The organism is Rhodopirellula europaea 6C (assembly GCF_000338295.1).
Classification (GTDB): domain Bacteria; phylum Planctomycetota; class Planctomycetia; order Pirellulales; family Pirellulaceae; genus Rhodopirellula; species Rhodopirellula europaea.
This window is the reverse complement of the sequence record NZ_ANMO01000212.1, coordinates 30,257-47,055: the sequence shown is the minus strand read 5'-3', so window position 1 is coordinate 47,055 and position 16,799 is coordinate 30,257. Positions and strand designations below refer to the sequence as shown.

The window sequence follows — 16,799 nt, the reverse complement described above, 5'->3', positions numbered from 1 at the left end:
CTTCCGCCCCGACTAAGGAAGCCGGCGCCATCCGGGGCGAAGATCATGAATCGCACCTGTCTCATTTCGTTCCTCGCTCACGGGCCTGTTGATCGAATCCCAACCCGACGCGTCAGCGAGGGATCGCGTGCCATTGCAACGAGCCGGTCAGTGAGGGACACGTCTGAAGTCTGGCGAAGCCACCAACGTAGGCCAGGTCATTACCTGGCACCCAGCCGATGCTTTGGAACAAAGCGAGCCGTCCAGCCGATCACGCAAGACTCAGCGATGTCCGCCTATTCACCCCGCCAGGTGCAACCTGGCCTACATGTCTGTCCCAGCCCGACGCGTCAGCGAGGAAAGACATCCTCCGCTTTCAGATCAACATTTCTTCGCGAATTTTGGTGAGGTAGGCGAGCATGGGTCGTGGCCGACCTTTGGCATCGATCAATCCCGCGTGCGGCGTCATGTGAGGATGCTGGTCCGACCAACCGTCCCACACCACCGCGTGCACGATTTGTTTTGACAGCAACGTTTCGATCAGTGGTTGCACAAATTCGAATTGAGCCTTGGCCCAAGAGTCAGGCTCGCCGTTGATTTCGGGTGACAACGGCCGCGTTTGAATTGGCAAGCGTGCCGCGGCGTCTTTTCCGGGTGCTCCCGCGACGGACAACTGAACCATCAGCGGAGCGTTCAGGGTTCCCCAACGGTCAAGCATTTGCCCGAACTCGACCGCCGATCGTGGGTGAGTGTCACCGTCGTCGAATCCAAATCGGAAATTCAATCCAATCCCGGCCAGCCCCAAACCGCTCCGCAGCAATGCGTCGGCAAAGTGCAACGGGCTGATCCCTTGTTCGTCGCGAGCGAGGTATTCGCCACAAGGTTGGTCCAACGACATCAAGACGGGCGTGTTTGGATCGCAACGTCGGATCGTTTGCAGGATTCCGATCGAGAACCGCATGACTTGTTCATCATCGAACCCAAGCGGTCCGGCAACGTTCAGTCCGGAGGCTGCGTTCCAAAGGTTCACGCGTCCGCGAAATTGCATGACCGTCTTTTCGACGAAGCTGGTCATCGTTGACATCAACTTGTCGAAGTCATCCTCCAACAAAGTCAACCAATCCGGCAACAAACCTTTGCGGTAGTCGATGACCGGTCCGCCGATCACACGCAGCCCCATTTGGGCACACGCGGTCAGGGCTTCGTCCGCGGGTTCGTAATTTGGACGCCCCGAATCGGTTTCGATTTCGCCCCAGCTAATTCGAACCGCGGCGGCGTTGAATGCTCGCGTGATGGTGGCTTGTTCATCAATTGAATTGCTGGCACGGCCGGACTGCATGTCCGCGGTGACTTCGGTGGCGGGCAGCGGCGGCAAAACTCCGACGGCCAACATGGTGCTCAACCGAGTTTCGCGACTTCGGCGATAGGCAACGGACTGAGTCGAGAACAGATCGCCCAGTTCGTTCGATGCCTGCTCGAGAGCTTCGATGGCTTCCAAGGCGGCATCCACGCACGACGGGTCGTCGGGGGCACACTGTGCCGCGTCCAGAAAACGCTTGGTGCCTCGCGTCAGAAAATCGTCGAATCGATCGCTGAGGACCAACCCGCCGCGCTGCCAGACATCGGCTTGAACACGAACGCGGTAACAGCTTCCACGAGCCAGTTCGACAAACAGTCGGTGCGAGCTGTCCAGGCAACGCAAACTGCATGTGCTGAGTTGGCGATACCCGATGGAGGGAATCGGGCAGGTCAGGAACAGTTTGGCCGAGGTGTCGACGCCGCGAGTCAGCGTGAAGCGGCCGTTCGCGTAAGAATTGCGTGACTGCCACGGCACCCCTTCGATGCCGCATAGATACGCGTCTTCCCAACGAGTCGATTCAAAGAACTCGTTCGCTGCGTCAGGGACATCAAAATGCATTTGCCCCATGGCAACCAGCGATTCAAAGACCGAACAAAAAACTATCGGGAAACGTCCGAAACGTTACTCAGGACCATCCTGGCAACCGAGACGGTGCGGCTCACCCATGTCGCCCGCCATCCGTTTCCCCGACGTTCGTTCGAGTTGACTGAAACGCCTGAATCAAGCGATTCTCAACTTTCGAAGGATTGTCCGAAAATGCCCTCCGAAACGATCCCTGGCAACAAAGTGTCTTGTCCGAGTGTCATTCCCAAGGAACTCCCGCACACAACGTGTGAACAACCACCTTTGTCCAACCGGGCTGGAAACAACCGAGTCGATCTGAAAAGGGGCCGGGTGGGATGGTTTGGCACGCGACTGGTGCCACTCCGCCGGCTTTCGCCTTAGCGCCATCATAGTAGTCGGTTCGGTCAGTCGCCGCGAGATGGCTGGTTCGAGGCACAAGAGCACCCTTTGGGGGACGAATCGCCCATTGAGCTCCGACGTGGGAGGTTGTCGCTTTGCACCATCGCTTTGAAGCGCCATCGCGTGTAACCTGTTTCGCTCGTTTTTTGAATTGCACCTTCTGAGAAGCAACACGCATGGACTGGATCGCGGAAGACCAACTCGGATCGCTTGGATTGCTGATGGGCGAGGCGGTGGAGCGTCTCGTTGATTCGCACGACCAGGGTTTCGATTCCCGCGCAGCAATGCTGACGGTGAAGACTCCCACTCTGACGCAAGGCGACAACGGAGTTCGCTTTGATTTCCAGGTGGTTGGCAACCGAGAAAAGCAGCAAAACGTTGCTCTCGAAATCGTCCCGCAAGTCGACGAGGACGATCCCGGCGGAGTCGGCGAACTTTCCAGCGAATGCCAATGCGGATGCGTGGCGTTCCTGCGAGACAACTCGTGCCCGCACACGTTGGCGGCCGCTTGGTGGTTGCAAGAACAAATCGCTCGGCGAAACGGCAACGGGCAACTGATCGAATTCCTGGGCGGTCTGAAAGCCGACGCCGTCGCGGCGGGCAAGCAGTTCGTGGATGAACTGTTGCGACGAGCCAAAAATTCGCGACCGGCACCAGCCGAAGACGCCGAGCCCACTCGTTTGCAGTGGCGAGTTCGCGTGAACATGGCATCGCAGACGGCACCGCTGACGATCACGCCGTTTGAACAAAAGCAACGCAAAGGCGGCAAGGGTTGGACGAAGGGTCGCGAAGTCCGCAGCTTCGACCTGCTGGATCAAAACTTGTTGACCGATCCGCTGGACAGCAAAATCGCATCGCTGACTTCGGTGCCGACACACGGCGTTCACGATGACAACTACGCCATCTTCGAAGCCTTGCGAATGCTGGCCGGCCACGAGAACGTTGCCTGGGACGATCAGAACGCACTTCCCGTCGAAGTCTTCTGCAGTCAGTTGTTGTTGACGTTGCAGCCAGTTGAAGTCGAACAGTCCAAGAAACCCAAAGCATCCAAGAGCCAAACCGACGGCGAAGCTTCCAAGAAGAAGACCGCGGCAAAGACAACTCGCAAATCATCAGGCAAACGTTCGGGCAAATCCGCCGATGAGTTGTTGGGCAACGTCACCGCGACGATGACCATGCCGGAATCGGAACTGGATTCCGTCGAGGCTCCATCCGCCGATGGTTTGATCCCCGACGATTTAATTCCCGATGAAGAAAAGGTCGAGGTGCAATTTCAACCGCGACTGTCGGTCGACGGAATTGACATCAATGTGCAAAAGTGCGAGATCGTTGTTGGCGGCCTGAGCCCGGTCGAACCAGCGATCATCTTGGCCGATTCCGACGAAGACCGAATCGTCCTGTGCACGCTGGCCGATCCCGCTGCGATTGGAATCATTCAGTTCTTGCTTCGCGGCGACTATCGCGACACATTGCTCGATCACGCGACGGCTTCGCGGTTGGCTTTGGCCGCTGGGTCGATCGACTCGTTGATTCGAGTGGAACTGCCACCGCAATTGGCCGGCCCGATCGTTCCGGCTCCGTGTGAGCTAGTGCTGCAAATGCGTCCGCGTCCGGGTGCGGGATTGAAGGTATCCCTGCGAGTCTACGAGTCACGTCTGCGAGATTCGTTGATCCCCGGGGATGCTCCCGAGTTGGTGCCATGTTTGGCCGAGACCGGTCCGATTCGATTGCAACGCGATTTGAAAGCGGAATTGGAATCTGCCGAAAAGATCGTGCAACGTTTTGGCCTGAGCCGTCTGTCTCACGAGAGCACCATGGAGTGGGTCGCACTGACCGATCACGCCGCATTGGATTTGCTCGGTCGTTTGCACGACGCCGGTGATGAATCGCCTCGAATCGTTTGGCCCGAAGGCGAAACGTTCCGCGTGCGTGGTGAGATCACACCGAAATCGCTGCGAATCAAAATCGATGACTCGCCGGACTGGTTCGGCATGACGGGAACCGTGACCGTCGATGGTGTCGACGTGCCACTACAAGATCTTTTGATGGCGGTCCGCGAAGACCGTCAACTCGTTCGTGTCGGCGATCGCCGTTTCGCGAAAATCAGTGAGGCGTTCCGCAAACGGTTGACTCAGTTGGGCGACACGCTGGTCAGCGAAAAAGGACAACTGCGATTGGCCGGAGCAGCGGTGCCGTTGGCTCGCGACGTTCTGGGCGACGACGTGACGCTGGAAACAACAGCGGCTTGGCACCAAGCGATCGAGCGACTCGATTCGCTTCAGGATTGGTCACCGGATCGTCCGGATGGCCTCGATGCGACGCTGCGTGATTACCAATTGGACGGGTACCGATGGCTGGCACGTTTGAGTCGCTGGGGCGTTGGTGGCGTCCTCGCCGATGACATGGGGCTCGGTAAAACCGTCCAAACACTCGGCATCTTGGTCGAACGTGGTCCCACTGGCCCCGCTTTGGTCGTGGCACCAACCAGTGTCGGTGAGAACTGGGTTCGAGAAGCGGAGAAGTTCACTCCCGCGTTGACCGGCAAGCTCTACCGCGATTGCGATCGAGACGAAGTCATCAAGACCGCGGGGCCAAACGACTTGCTGATCGTCAGCTATCAATTGCTGCAACGCGACGCGAAACGATTTGCTTCGCGAAGTTGGCACACGTTGGTGCTCGACGAAGCTCAGTTCATCAAGAACTCACAAACCAAAACATCGCAAGCCATTCGCACAATCCAAGCGGATTGGCGTTTGGGACTTTCCGGTACGCCGCTCGAGAATCACCTCGGCGAGTTGTGGAGTTTGTTCCGAACGCTGAGCCCAGGCTTGCTCGGGTCTTGGCAACGATTCCGAAGCCGATTCGCTGAGCCGATCGAACGACACAGTGACGCGGATCGTCGCGAATCGTTGGCGCGGTTGGTTCGACCGTTTGTGCTGCGGCGAACAAAAGACAAGGTGCTGAAGGAATTGCCGCCTCGCACCGAGATCACGCTGCGTGCGGAATTGTCGGCACCAGAACGCAAACTTTACGAAGACGCTCGCTTGGCCGCGCTGGCGGAATTGACCGCGGGCGGCGGAGCACCATCGCACGAAGGCCGACGTCGCATTCAGACGCTGTCATGGCTGACCCGCTTGCGTCAACTTGCGTGTCACCCATCGTTGGTCGAACCAAGCTGGAAGGGCACCTCTTCCAAGTTGCAATTGTTCTTGTCGCTGGTGGAAGAACTCCGCGAAGGTGATCACCGCGCTCTCGTGTTCAGCCAATTCGTCAAACACCTCAGCGTGGTGCGAGCGGCATTGGACGAACGTGGGATCTCGTATCAGTACCTTGATGGAGCCACTCCGTCGCACGAACGGCAACGCCGAGTCGATGCTTTCCAAAACGGCGAAGGCGATCTGTTCTTGATCTCGTTGAAAGCGGGTGGAACCGGTTTGAACCTGACCGCGGCCGACTATGTGTTGCACTTGGATCCATGGTGGAACCCCGCCGTCGAAGATCAAGCAACTGACCGAGCGCACCGCATCGGACAAGAACGGGCCGTGACGGTTTATCGATTGGTCGCTGAGCGAACGATCGAGGAGCAAATCCTTCAACTGCATGCCGACAAGCGAGAACTTGTCGCCGGCATCTTGGATGGCACTGACGCCGCCGCGAAATTGCAAACGCAAGACTTGATCGATTTGATCAAGGCCGAAATGGGTTGATCTTCAACAGCGTTTCGCCGCGGAAATCATTGCCCTTTTGGCAATTGACCAAGGCACGCCGCGACGCATGAGAGTTTCCCGCCAAAGCGATTTAGACGCCAAACTCTCGCTGCGTCGATGTCCTTTTTGGCATCGACTTTGCGGCCATTTCTCTCCTGAACGACGCTCTGTGAACGTAAACGCACGCGTCAATTTGTGCCCCTACACAGGAGACCGAAATGACTAAGCGACTACCTACACGCCAACGACGTCTTGCACTTGCTGTTGCTGCTGGACTGATCACGCCACTGGCCGCTGCATCCACTGCGAAAGCAGGTTTTGGATGGGAGTGGGAAACCGGATCGCCTTACTACGAGGACGATGCCTGGTATGACGTCAGCGAATGGTTCGACGGAAACGATTACAACCCAACCGACGAAGCGATCGGCCGCTGGGACAACGAGACGTACGACCGCGACGAAGCCCTGACGTCCAGCGATTCCGATAACGACATCGACTGGACGAACAACGATCACGGTTACTACGCCGACACCGAGTCAAGTGATACTTGGTTCTACGACTACTATGACCATGGCTACTCGGACTACGGCGACTACAACAACGACGGCAACTACGAGTACACATCGAACTACTACGACTATGACAACGATGGTGTGTACGACGCCTTCGCTTCCTACACCGACACCGATGGTGATGGAACCTACGACGACGCCACATACGTCTCGTTCTCCGACAGCGACGAACAAAGCGACTCGCAAAAGACTGCTCAGCAAAAAGCCGATCAACAAAACTCATCCGCCAGGAGTCAGTCGTTCACCGGTAAGATCACTCGAGCCAAGAAGGTGAAGACACCAGCAACGACCAACATCGTTGTGGAACTTCAGAACCAAAGTGAAGGCAAATCGATGATCGCCGACTTGGGTCCCGCTGATCAACTCGACCGTATGCCGCAGCTCAACGACACGCTGACGGTCAAGGGTTCACCGTTCAAGACCGGAGACACCCGCGTGCTGCTGTCGCGATCGATTGAACACGACGGGCAACAGACGCAGGTCGAACGTAGCGGTCGCGAATACACCGGCACGATCGAAAGCACGAAGACCGTTGACGTGCGAGGACAGCAACGACAGCTTGCAAGAATCAAAACCGACAACGGCAAAAAGATGCTCGTCGATTTGGGACGCAAACAAGACTTGGATGCCAACATCACTGAAGGCAGCCAAGTGACGATCAACGGTCCCGCCGTTCAAGTGAAGGATCGCGTGATGTTGCTCGCCACCAAGGTCACCTTGGATGGTGACACAATCGACATCTCGCGGATGGCGAAGAAGTGATTCGATTGATTACGTCCATGAATGAGTGACGCATTGCGTTCGGCGATTTGCCGAACGCATTTTTTTTGCGATCAAGCCAGACTCTTGTCTGCCAGCTCTTGTCCGCCAGAGAAATCAATGAGATCAAATTGCTCCCTGGCTACTTGCGTCACGGACGGATCCGTAGAAGAATTAATTCTCGGACAAGTTTTTTTAGACTCATTCCTTGACTCCATCGAGCAATAGTAATGTCGCGATTGTTTTTCTCCGCCCTGTTTGCGTTCAGCGTTTCTGTCTTCACTGTTGGTTGCGGAGGCGGCGGCAACGAAGTGATCGAAGACACTCGCTCACCAGCCGAAGTGCAACAAGAACAAGAAGATTACGAAAAGCAAATGGAAGAAACAATGGATTCCGCCACGAACAGCTAGTTCGCCGTTTCTGATGGCAGCATGAAAGGCATGGCGTAGATTGTGGTTAGCCGACGAAAACGAGCAAACGCAGTTGGCCAGACGCCTTCGAATCCAGAGAGTTCTTCCACGAACTCTGCACTGACGGATCGCGTTTCGTACGCGATCCTTTTAGCGAGCATTTGCGGGCTCGCTTTTTTTCTGCGCCTCGTCAATGTGCTGCAGACGCTTGAAGTCCCGACGCTGATTGAATTGCTGGGCGATGCCAGAGGGTATTTCAACTGGGCAATTCTCATCAGCGATGGTGACTGGTACGGCTCCGAAACCTTTTACCAGGCTCCGTTGTACCCGTACTTCTTGGCGGTTCTGATGACCGTTTTCGGCCCGAGCATCACGCTGATCCGGGTCGTTCAAATGCTGCTGGGCGTTGCCGGAGTCGCGTTGATCGGCCTATCAGGTCGCAAGCTCTTCTCTAAGAACGTCGGGCTAGTTTCGGCACTCATGCTGGCGGTCTACCCACCGGCCATCTACTACGACGGCATCATCCAGAAAGCATCCTTGGCTACTTTCTTGCTGTGCGTTTTGGTCACCGCATGCGTCTACCTTCAAAGTGAGGTGCGTCGTCGATACGCTATTTTGGCCGGCGTTTCGTTGGGTTTGCTGGTGCTGACACGAGAAAACTCGTTGCTTTGGACACCGCTGATTCCAGCTTGGATTCTGTTTGGAATCGATGAAACCAAACGGCAGCGATGGACGCTTATCGGCTGTTTCGTATGCGGACTCGCCTTGATCGTTGTGCCTATCGCAGCAAGAAACGCGTCCTTGGGAGGCGAGTGGTCGCCAACGACGTTCCAAGCCGGGCCAAACTTCTATATCGGCAACAACCTGCAAGCCAGCGGCATCTACGTGCCCTTGGTAGCCGGTCACGAGACGCCGATGCACGAGCGTGCCGATGCGCAACGACTGGCAGAACAAGAGGTTGGCCGCGAACTTTCCTCTCGCGAAGTTTCGCAGTTTTGGATGTCACTGGCGTGGGAGGAGACTCGGCAGGCGCCCGGTCGCTGGCTGCAGCTGATGGTCGCGAAGACATTCATGGTCTTCAATCGCTATGAAGTCCCCGATGTTGAAAGCATGTACGTCTTTCGAGACTATTCCTTTCCGTTGCAACTGAGCCGAATCTGGCACTTTGGCATTTTGTGCCCATTGGGCATTTGGGGATTGATTGCGACTCGAGGCGATTGGCGCAGGTTGTGGCTGCACTACCTGTTGTTGCTATCGATGATCGCCGCGGTGGTGTTGTTCTTCATCCTGGGACGTTACCGCAATCCGGTGGCGGTATTGTTTGTCCCATTCGCAGCGGCGGGTGCGGTCGACCTTTACCGGCGACTTCGAGAACAGCAGTGGCGATCGATCGGTGCAGCCGCCGTGGTCCTGGTATTGTCGGCGATCCTTTGCAACATCACCGTTTACGAAGAGCAGTCCCTCCAGGCCAGTTCCTACATGAACATGGGCATCGCGGCCAGCAAGGCCGGCGACCTTCCGACAGGAATTCGATTGCTGAAAAAGGCAATTGCCGAGTTCCCAGAGATGGCGGAAGGATACGTCAATCTCGGCCGGGCATACATGATGAGCCGGCAGCCTGGGCGTGCTGCGCAATGCTTCCAAAACGCTCTCATTCTTGATCCGCGGTTGGTCGGAGTGCACTTGCAGCTGGGGGAAGCCTTCGAATTGTCCGGGATGCAACCTCAGGCAATCGAGCAATACCAGCGGGCATTAGCGGTCGATCCAACCGACTCTCGAGCCTTAAAAGCCCTCAACCGGCTGCGCTAAACAGTTCACAACGAGCACAGAAACGCTCGTTGCGAACCCCTCTTCCGTGGCATAACGGCAGTCAGTACGCCCTTCCACTGCACAATTGTGAAATTTTCCCTCTGCAAATTGGAGATCTTATGCTAATCTTCACCTTCAATTTTCGGGGTCTTATCTTCCCCATTCGTCTCTTTGCTTTCTTTAGGAGCATCATCAATGCAGAGAACTCATCGTTCGCGATCAGGTTTCACCCTGGTGGAACTGTTGGTCGTCATCGCCATCATCGGCGTCCTTGTCGGTCTTTTGTTGCCGGCTGTTCAGGCCGCACGTGAGGCAGCACGCCGCATGTCGTGCAGCAACAATTTCAAGCAGATTGGGCTTGCGATTCACAACTACCACAGCGCCTTCAACCAAATTCCGACCAACGGAACTGGTACGAAGCAAGAAATCGGAATGGCAAGTGGTACCAACCAAAGCAACCGTTTGTTCCTGAGCTGGTTGGTTCCAGTCCTTCCCTACATCGAACAGCAAGGGTTGTGGGAGCAAATCTCGAACCCAAGCACCATCGTCACACCCGGCCAAACATTGCCCGGCAACGTCAATGGAGCTTGGCCTGCGATGGGACCTTGCCCATGGCAGACGACGTATGTTCCTTGGGTTACCCAAATCCCAGCATACCGTTGCCCGAGCGATGCTGGAGCCGCCCAAGGTCCTGGTCAACTTGCACGTTCCAATTACGCTTGTTCGGTTGGCGATGCCGTCGACCGCGCAAACAATGGTGGTGTCAACGACTTCGGCTATTTCGGTAACCAAAACAACCGTGACGAAGACTGGGCAGTGACTCGTGCCCGTGCGGCACAACGTGGATTCTTCTGGAACCGCAACAAGATCCAGTTCCGCGATGTTCTGGACGGTCTGTCCAATACGATCGCTGCAGGCGAAGTTGTCACTTCGGGCGGCAAGCGAGAAATCAACGCTGACTTCGTTCGAAACATCACCTCGATGTTGAATCCCAACGAAACCATCTTGATTCCTGCACGTTGCAAAGAGGGTGCGCATATCGATCCGACGCGTCCGCAATTCTATGCCCCAGGTGCAAACGTCAGCGGAAGTTTGTCGCAAGCCAAGCATGCTCGCTGGGCCGACTCGCGTCCGTACTACACCGCGTTCCACACGATCCTGGCACCTAACGGCGCTAACTGTGTGCATGACGGTGGCGATGGAAACCACTCCGGTGTGATTTCGACTGCCGGCAGTCGTCACGCTGGTGGTGCTCACGTGCTGATGGGCGACGGTGCCGTGAAGTTCATCACGGACAGCATCGATACCGGCAACCTTGAGGCAAGCACCGTTTGCCGCAATGCACCTGGCCTACCACCAGGATCGCAAAGTCCATACGGAGTCTGGGGTGCACTCGGAACACGCGACGTCAAAGAAGTCGTTGACTTCGAACTCTAAGAAGCTAGACGTCGCATAGACTTTTCAACCATCGAAACCTCGTCCGCAATTCGCGGGCGAGGTTTTTTCGTATCAAGCAAAGAGTAAGCACCGGAACGGGACGACGTTTTCCGCACGTCATACAACAATGCGTAAGGTCAGGCCCGATCAGGATGATCCGTTACAATCTTTCTGTTTCAACGCCATGTGCTTCCTCGCCATTTGCCTCCCCACAGACTGCCATTGGATGCCACGCATGACGATGGCCGAATCATGAATCAAAAACGAGTCCGGCTCAGCCTCAAGAAGCGGATCGCTTTCAGCGCCTTCGTCACCCTGTCTTTCTTTTGCTTCGCCGAAATTGGTTTTCGAGCGATGGAGATCTTTTGGCCTCCTCGCCACGTTGATTTTGGACTGGGGTTCAACGACGACAGCCGAGTGTTCGTCGACTCGACGCTTCACCCCGGTTACATGGAAACCGATCCGGCAAAACGAGTCAGCTTTGTGAGGCAACGGTTCCTCCGGGAAAAACCGGCGGATGTTTATCGGATCGTGGCGCTGGGTGGTTCGTCGGTGAATTACCTCGAGCCTGAATTCGAGCAATTGGAACGTCAACTCAGCAGCGAATCCAAACAGATCGAGATCATCAACTGCGGCGGCTTGGCCTATGGAAGCCATCGGTTGGTGTTGGTCATGCGTGAGATGCTGGAGTACGAACCTGACTTGATGCTTCTCTACACCGGGCACAACGAATTTGAGGAGGTTGAACAGCTCTCCCTTTCCGGTGTGGACAAACTTTCATTCGAACGAACGATCAGCCACTCAGCGATCATCAGGTTCCTTCGCGATCGTCGAGCCGACTACGAAGTCGACCGTCTAGAGAAAGAGCACAATCAACGACTGCTGGCCCGCGAGGAACCAGTCAGCGATTCCAACTTTGCCCGAGCCTGGTCGCATGATTTTGGTGAGCAAGATGTGCAAGAACGCATGCAGAGCTACGAACACAACCTGAGATTGATTCTAGCGACAACAAAGCAGCAACAGATCCCGGTGATCATGGGCACCGTTTCATCCAACTTGCTTCAGCCCTACTTACCTCGCGAGGCGGCGGTGAGATACCAACGGGTGTACGAACTTTGGAAGGACGGAAAGAAGGACGAAGGTCTTCAGCTTGCAAAGCAGATCTTGGCCGAAACGACCGGCCGGCATCAATGCAGCGAGTTGGAAAACAACATCCTAAAAGATCTGGCCGACGAGTATTCGTTGCCTCTCGTCGACGTCGAATCAATGATCGCCACCGCGGAACCACATGGCATTCCTGGCGAAACACTTTTTGACGATCATTGCCATCTCAATGATGCAGGCCGAGCCATCTGGATAGCGGGCTATGCACCACAAATTCAAAAGGCCATTGCATCAGATTCGGTTGTGTCTGAATAAGTATTCGCGACCAAACGAAATTCACGCCACGAACCTCCCGCTCAAAGCATGCATTGATCGAGTCATCACGCTGGATCGCTGCATAGTTTTTTCTTTGAACGGAGTGACGATCTCGGGCGTCGCCATGGCTGTTCAGCGACCGACGATCGCGGGAAGAAGCTACCCTCGACATCCGGCTATGAAGTCACGCCAAAGAACCGACCAGCGGTTGTCCGCGACGGCTGCTCCAACCGGATCCCCCATCGAGTGGCAACAGTTCTGCGAACACACAAGTGGCAAATGGACTGAACAATGAACCCATGCACGATCATTCCACTGCACTGACAGCTCGAGCCGAAACATCGCGCTTCATATTTAAGGGGGTCCAACGCAACCTTAAGCGGCATTAATTTCGATTTTAGGCTCCACTCACCCTCGTTCAAATGTTACGGTGTGCTTTCCATTTGGGGGTTTTTCATTCCCCGTTCAAGTGCTTGTCTTCCTTTAGGAGAGTCTTCCATGCAAAGAACTCATCGCACGCGATCAGGTTTCACACTGGTGGAACTGTTGGTCGTCATCGCCATCATTGGCGTCCTCGTCGGTCTCTTGCTGCCTGCTGTTCAGGCCGCTCGAGAAGCAGCACGACGCATGTCGTGCAGTAATAATTTCAAGCAAATTGGGCTTGCTATTCACAACTACCACAGTGCTTTCAACCAGATTCCGACCAACGGCACCGGATCAGCCCGACAAGTCGGGATGAACGACGCAACCAATAATAGCAACCGATTGTTTCTCAGCTGGCTTGTCCCCACCCTGCCTTACATCGAGCAACAAGGTTTGTGGGAACAAATCTCGAACCCGAGCACAAACGTCACGCCAGGGCAAACGCTGCCTGGTAGCGTGAATGGTGCTTGGCCTGCAATGGGACCTTGCCCATGGCAGACTCGATATGTTCCTTGGGTCACTCAAGTGCCCGCGTATCGTTGCCCCAGTGACACCGGTGCGGCCCAAGGCCCCGGTCAACTCGCCCGATCGAACTACGCGTGTTCGGTTGGCGATGCGGTCGACCGAGGTCACAACGGCGGTATCAACGATTACGGCTACTTTGGCAATTTCGACAATCGTGACGAAAACTGGGCTGTGACTCGTGCTCGTGCGGCACAACGTGGGTTCTTTTGGAATCGCAACAAGATCCAATTCCGAGACGTCCTCGATGGTCTGTCGAACACGATCGCCGCCGGTGAAGTTGTCACTTCGGGTGGCAAGCGAGAGATCAATGCGGACTTTGTTCGAAACATCAGTGCGATGGCGAACCCAAACAACACGATTTTGATCCCCGCTCGTTGCGCGACGGGTGCTCACATCGATCCGACACGCCCACAGTTTTACGACCCAAGTGCCACCGTTAGTGGAAGCTTGTCACAAGCCAAGCACGCTCGCTGGGCTGACTCGCGACCGTACTACACGGCTTTCCACACCATTCTGCCGCCCAACGGTGCCAACTGCGTCCACTCCAACAACGATGGCAACCATTCCGGTGTCATCTCGACTGCCGGCAGTCGGCACGCAGGTGGTGCTCATGTGCTGATGGGTGATGGTGCGGTGAAGTTCATCACGGACAGCATCGACACTGGCAATCTTGAGGCGAGCACAGTTTGCCGTAACTCACCTGGTCTCCCGCCGGGATCGCAGAGTCCATACGGAGTCTGGGGTGCACTTGGAACGCGTGACGTGAAAGAAGTCGTTGACTTCGAGCTCTAAGAGCTAGACGTCCCACAGACTGATCAACCATCGAAACCTCGTCCGCAATCCGCGGGCGAGGTTTTTTCATTCGCTGACCTGACAGATAGATGCAAGGAAAGCTGCGGATCGAACTCCGCACCCAAAAACCATGGGCGCTCCGATCGACCATGTCTACTGAAACCAACCGGTTTCTAACGCCATTCGTCTTACCCTACGTCGAAACACGTTTCCACTGGACGCGACCGCCTTCGGCAGCTCCATTCGCTAGCACGATCCCGACTTACGCCGACCAATCATGTCGACCCTTGTGAACTAACCTTCATCCAAGCCCAACAGGAATCGCTCCGTCGCCGTTTCATCAACGCGAATGTAGTGGTCGCGAAGTGGAGGAAAGACGTCACCTTTGACACTTTCCAACCGCAGCTCTTCTGTCGATCGACGTGGCATGTGGCAGTCGACACAGTTCTCGGCAAAGTTCACACCTTCGTGAGGAAAGTAGCCGCAGTCGCTTTCGTTCTCGTGGCACTTCATGCACCGGCTGGAAAACAAAAGCTCGTTGCCCCGCTCGTTATGATGCGGGTCGTGGCAATCAATGCAAGTCATCTGCGACTGCAGGAAGCATTCGCTTTGAGACAATCGATTCAGCTGATTGCTGGTGTGCACGCTGTTCTTCGCATCCGCTTCTTCATCGGGCGGATAGTAATGATCCTCCAAAGGATCCCCCGGTCGGAAACTGAGTGCATCGCCCTTGAGTTCCCGTGAACCTCCGTGACACTGACCACAAATGTCCATTTGAAGCTGACGCTCTAAGTCGGCCGGATTGGTGATGCCAACGGCTTCTCGAGCGTCCCGATTTTCGCGATGAAAATTCACATGGTCCTTCGCCGGCCCATGACACCGTTCACAGGTCACACCCATGATCAAAGAACCTGGCGTGTAGCGATTGGTGTTGCCGCGAAAATCAAAGTACGTCATGTGGCAATCCAGGCAACGCTGCGGAATGGGCCGGGCGTAGGCAGCATCCCCGTCGATGTAGCCGGGGCTGTTGATCCATTGATCACCATCGGTGATGTGCGTCACATTGTGCTGATAGAGCCCATCCCTGTGCCAATACAGATACGTCTGAGCCATTTTGGACGATCCCATGATGATCTCCATCGGAATCTCAAAGCTCCAATCAAAGAAATGGGCTCGTTGCAGAAACTCATCCCCCCGCCGAATCATCTCGAACGACACGTTGGGATCGGACGTTTGAAAACGATTGCCACCGGACTCAAAGATTCCGTCGATCGTTGATTCATTGACCGGGCGACACGTCTTGTAGTGCCCCGTCGCGAGAAACGACTGATATTTTTCGCGATGACACTCCTGACACTGCTCGGGGCCGACAAATCCAGGGTTCTCCTGGTGAGGAGTGTCGTCGTCCGTTTTTTGCGGAGACTCACCGGGACGAAAAGGAATTTCGACGCCGCCGCCATCCTCGTATTTCCCGACGAACCAGACGTTCCCGGGAATCAGATTCACCACCATGTCATTGGGCGGCGCGGAAACTTTGGTCGATTCCAAAAGAGCCGCCGATTCAGCTTCGCTGCTCTTTCGCTGTTGCTGACTCTTCACCAAATCACGAAACAGCTCATCATCGCGTTTTGTCTGCGTCATGCTGTAGCCGAACCAGCCGACGACCGCGACGATCACGATGAAAGCTAACCCGCGTTTGTAATTCAAGGCTCATTTCCTGCGGCGAAGTTCTGTCAGCAAAACGCGATTGGATCAAACGAACTTGCAAACGACAAGCATTTGCATCCACATCGGTTTGCTTACCAGCTTAACTGAGTTCAGAGCCGCGTGAGAGCCTATTTTATCGCACTCTCAATCCCCAGATCGATCCTCCCACCCGTACCAGCGATCAACCTTCGGCTTTCGCAGGAATCAGATTCACGACCGTTTGGATGACCTCGCCGATTGTCATGACTCTCGCGTATCGGTCGCGAAGCGTTGCCAGCGTCGCGTTGTGTAGCTCCGGCGTCACCGTCGCACAGCAGTCCTCGACCACGGTGACCAAATACCCCAAATCGCAGGCGTCGCGAACGGTGGTTTCGACGCATTCATTGGTGTAGACGCCGACGACGAACAGGGCTTCAATGCCCATGTTTTTCAGGACGTAGTGCAAGTTGGTCGAACTGAAAACTCCGCTGGCCGTTTTGTTGATGACGATTTCATCGCGATCCGGCTCCGGTGCCACCTCCGCCAAAAACTCTGCTTCGTGCGATCCTGGAGCCGCCAGCAGATTCAGCCGTTTGTGCCCTTTTCCTCGGTCGCGTCCGTCTCGCGTCAGCGACTGAATCCGGGTGTGAATGACTTCCAGATTGCGTCGACGAAACGCCTCTTGCAACCGCCGCACGTTTGGCAACACCGTGTCGTTCAGTCGATCGAAGTAGTATTTCTGGCCTTCGGGGGACACGCCGTGGTTGTTTCCTTCGGCAAAAACACCGCATCCTGGTGCGGCGTCCAGATATTGCAGATCGATGCACAACAAAGCGGTGTGCCGGCCGACTAGAAATTCGCCGTGAGCAGGATTTTCAACAAACGATTCGTGATAAATTTCGCGAAGCGGATCCGGGTGTTCGTCGTGCGGTGCAAAATCGTTCATGGTGAGCCTTCG

The 16,799-nt window shown here is 55.6% G+C and carries 10 protein-coding genes and 2 pseudogenes; 9 read left to right on the top strand and 3 right to left on the bottom strand.

The window, feature by feature from the left end; translation table 11 throughout:
* Positions 1-45 precede the first annotated feature (45 nt).
* Together RE6C_RS22160 and RE6C_RS33610 are read left to right on the top strand one after the other, a co-directional pair.
* Positions 46-330 (top strand): annotated as a pseudogene (locus RE6C_RS22160) (DUF1589 domain-containing protein); the annotation flags it as partial.
* Positions 276-392: pseudogene (locus RE6C_RS33610) on the top strand (DUF1589 domain-containing protein); the annotation flags it as partial. The pseudogenes RE6C_RS22160 and RE6C_RS33610, both read left to right, overlap by 55 nt.
* Here RE6C_RS33610 and RE6C_RS22155 read toward each other — a convergent pair.
* Positions 356-1,906 (bottom strand): endo-1,4-beta-xylanase, encoded by a 1,551-nt coding sequence (locus tag RE6C_RS22155; RefSeq protein WP_008660237.1) that lies wholly within the window; start codon positions 1,904-1,906, stop codon positions 356-358. The pseudogene RE6C_RS33610 and the gene RE6C_RS22155 overlap by 37 nt on opposite strands.
* A 572-nt stretch (positions 1,907-2,478) precedes the next feature.
* Between RE6C_RS22155 and RE6C_RS22145 the strand changes: the two genes are divergently transcribed.
* From RE6C_RS22145 to RE6C_RS22110, 7 genes are all read left to right on the top strand, one after another.
* Complete coding sequence (locus RE6C_RS22145) at positions 2,479-6,009, top strand: DEAD/DEAH box helicase (RefSeq protein WP_008660235.1); 3,531 nt, start codon at positions 2,479-2,481, stop codon at positions 6,007-6,009.
* 218 nt (positions 6,010-6,227) lie between these two features.
* Entirely contained in the window at positions 6,228-7,343 is a 1,116-nt protein-coding gene (locus tag RE6C_RS22140; RefSeq protein ID WP_008660234.1) for a hypothetical protein, read from the top strand.
* Between the two features lie 227 nt (positions 7,344-7,570).
* Positions 7,571-7,750, top strand: a complete 180-nt coding sequence (locus RE6C_RS22135) for a hypothetical protein (protein WP_007329084.1) — start codon at positions 7,571-7,573, stop codon at positions 7,748-7,750.
* Between the two features lie 195 nt (positions 7,751-7,945).
* Positions 7,946-9,559, top strand: coding sequence for a tetratricopeptide repeat protein (locus RE6C_RS22130; RefSeq protein ID WP_008660230.1), 1,614 nt, complete (start codon positions 7,946-7,948; stop codon positions 9,557-9,559).
* A 195-nt stretch (positions 9,560-9,754) separates the two neighbouring features.
* Positions 9,755-10,996, top strand: a complete 1,242-nt coding sequence (locus tag RE6C_RS22125) for a DUF1559 domain-containing protein (protein ID WP_039963015.1) — start codon at positions 9,755-9,757, stop codon at positions 10,994-10,996.
* A gap of 252 nt (positions 10,997-11,248) precedes the next feature.
* Positions 11,249-12,415: an SGNH/GDSL hydrolase family protein gene (locus RE6C_RS22120; RefSeq protein WP_236618425.1), complete on the top strand. Its 1,167-nt coding sequence runs from the start codon at positions 11,249-11,251 to the stop codon at positions 12,413-12,415.
* A gap of 498 nt (positions 12,416-12,913) precedes the next feature.
* Positions 12,914-14,155 carry a DUF1559 domain-containing protein gene (locus RE6C_RS22110; RefSeq protein ID WP_008660226.1) on the top strand — a complete coding sequence of 414 codons (1,242 nt, stop codon included), beginning with the start codon at positions 12,914-12,916 and terminating at the stop codon, positions 14,153-14,155.
* Positions 14,156-14,449: 294 nt separating this feature from the next.
* Here RE6C_RS22110 and RE6C_RS22100 read toward each other — a convergent pair whose 3' ends face one another.
* Complete coding sequence (locus RE6C_RS22100) at positions 14,450-15,862, bottom strand: multiheme c-type cytochrome (protein ID WP_039963008.1); 1,413 nt, start codon at positions 15,860-15,862, stop codon at positions 14,450-14,452.
* A 181-nt stretch (positions 15,863-16,043) separates the two neighbouring features.
* Positions 16,044-16,787, bottom strand: a complete 744-nt coding sequence (locus tag RE6C_RS22095; protein ID WP_008660223.1) for a cysteine hydrolase family protein — start codon at positions 16,785-16,787, stop codon at positions 16,044-16,046.
* Positions 16,788-16,799 lie beyond the last annotated feature (12 nt).